Annotated in this window: 2 protein-coding genes; both read left to right on the forward strand. The window is 47.2% G+C overall.

Going from position 1 to position 2,178, the window contains the following annotated elements:
• Positions 1-367 precede the first annotated feature (367 nt).
• On the forward strand, positions 368-1,333 hold the full coding sequence (locus OQV04_RS24350) for a protein rep (RefSeq protein ID WP_001287824.1): 966 nt from the start codon (positions 368-370) through the stop codon (positions 1,331-1,333).
• 3 nt (positions 1,334-1,336) lie between these two features.
• Entirely contained in the window at positions 1,337-1,603 is a 267-nt protein-coding gene (locus OQV04_RS24355; RefSeq protein WP_001024536.1) for a hypothetical protein, read from the forward strand.
• Positions 1,604-2,178 lie beyond the last annotated feature (575 nt).

Here is a 2,178-nt window from a genome sequence, read left to right on the forward strand (position 1 = left end):
GGGTGTGTGGAAAAGGTTGGGGTAAGCCGTTCGGGGGTGCTTGTTTTGGGGGGTTAAAATTGTGGTTATTTTTTGCGCAATTCTCGCGCGTGATCCTTGTATTTATACTTAAGGGATAAATGGCGGATATGAAATAGTGGTTTAGCCCAGTAATGACGAGGCTTTGAGTGGGTTTTGACAGGTCAAAGAAAATGGAGCAGAATTGAGGCGTTTTTAATCGGCGTTGGGGAGTGCGTCAACACTCCCCAACATTTCGAATGTGTCACCTCAGCGGCAAACTCTGGTGACATGTACTGGCTCGCAATGCACAGGTACGTGATGAATATACCACATCAAATCACAGCCTGCCCAGATCGGAGCAGGCTTAATGTCAGAAGATAAATTCCTTTCGGACTACAGCCCCCGTGATGCAGTTTGGGATACCCAGCGCACGCTTACCGATTCTGTCGGGGGTATCTACCAGACTGCTGCTGAATTCGAGCGCTATGCACTCCGTATGGCCTCCTGTAGCGGTTTGTTACGTTTTGGTTGGTCTACCATCATGGAAACCGGAGAAACGCGCCTACGGCTTCGTAGTGCGCAATTTTGCCGTGTCCGTCATTGCCCTGTCTGCCAGTGGAGAAGAACCCTCATGTGGCAAGCCCGTTTTTATCAGGCTCTACCGAAAATCGTTGTGGATTACCCGTCTTCCCGATGGTTGTTTCTGACGTTAACTGTCAGGAACTGCGAGATAGGTGAACTTGGAACAGTCCTTACAGCAATGAATGCGGCGTTTAAGCGAATGGAAAAGCGAAAGGAGCTATCACCTGTTCAGGGGTGGATCAGGGCTACGGAGGTGACGCGAGGTAAGGATGGCAGCGCACATCCGCATTTTCACTGTCTGCTGATGGTGCAACCTTCTTGGTTTAAAGGGAAGAACTACGTTAAGCACGAACGTTGGGTAGAACTCTGGCGCGATTGCTTGCGGGTGAACTATGAGCCGAATATCGATATTCGGGCAGTAAAAACTAAGACAGGTGAGGTTGTGGCCAACGTTGCCGAGCAACTGCAAAGCGCGGTTGCTGAAACGCTGAAATACTCCGTTAAACCGGAAGATATGGCAAACGATCCTGAGTGGTTTCTTGAGCTGACGCGGCAGCTTCACAAGCGCCGTTTTATCTCGACCGGTGGGGCGCTAAAAAACGTCCTCCAGTTGGATCGAGAAACCAATGAGGATCTTGTCATTGCCGACGATGTAGGGGATGGCACTGATGACGGGAAGCGGACGGCGTTTGTCTGGGATTCAGGTAAACGGCGTTACAAACGCGCCCCTGAGAAGGATAAATCGGATTAACGTATGAATATTAATATTGAATACCTGAATGGAAATAAGACTATTGGTTTATTTTTTTTAAGAAGTGAAGCGGTGATTCCTGACAGGTTTAAAAACCTTATTTTGCTTATTGATGGATTAAGTTTTGGCACATTTGGTTTTCATCCGCACGAAGGTTTTGAGGATGAATTAATTTTATATATTCAGAAAACAAACGAGAGGGTAAAAACTCTTTTTGTGAAAATAGATTTAAACGGTATCAAGTTTGGATTTTTAAGAACGCATTCTTAGTTCTGGAAAAGAGCCAGCGGCAGGCTGAGGTGATAGGTACGAGATTGCATGCAATCTCTAGTGCTCTGTCTATCCTGCATTATCCTCAGCATTATCCTCAGCATTATCCTCAGCCTTGCCAACTCGACACCAATGCAGGATAGACAATCCGATGTCAAATGTTAACACTCTGCGAGTGGTACATTTTCCCCGGATTATCGTCCTGAGCCTGCCGCTGGCTCTCTTTCTACCGCCTCGCTTTGCTCGTTGCTCAACGCCTCACAGACACGGATTAAAATCCGCATCCGTTCACCGTTTTTTAAAGTCCGTTAAAAGCATGATGCCATCTCCGAGAGTTAATCTCGTCAAATGCTAAATCGTGGGGGTCCCCTTTGGGGTTCCGATTTAGTGATTGACGACACCACCGATTAAAAAACTTATGCGGGGTGGATGGTTTCACGAAGTGAGGCCATCCACCTGTAAGACAGGGTTTTGTTTTTATTCCCTGTTTTGGTGATCGGGTGTGTGGAAAAGGTTGGGGTAAGCCGTTCGGGGGTGCTTGTTTTGGGGGGTTAAAATTGTGGTTATTTTTTGCG

Source organism: Escherichia sp. Lx600-2, assembly GCF_036662595.1.
GTDB classification, from domain to species: domain Bacteria; phylum Pseudomonadota; class Gammaproteobacteria; order Enterobacterales; family Enterobacteriaceae; genus Escherichia; species Escherichia coli.

Excerpts from the sequence above, each read along its gene's own strand:
- OQV04_RS24350 (WP_001287824.1), top strand. The coding sequence starts at position 368 with ATGTCAGAAGATAAATTCCTTTCGGACTACAGCCCCCGTGATGCAGTT.
- OQV04_RS24355 (WP_001024536.1), top strand. The coding sequence starts at position 1,337 with ATGAATATTAATATTGAATACCTGAATGGAAATAAGACTATTGGTTTA.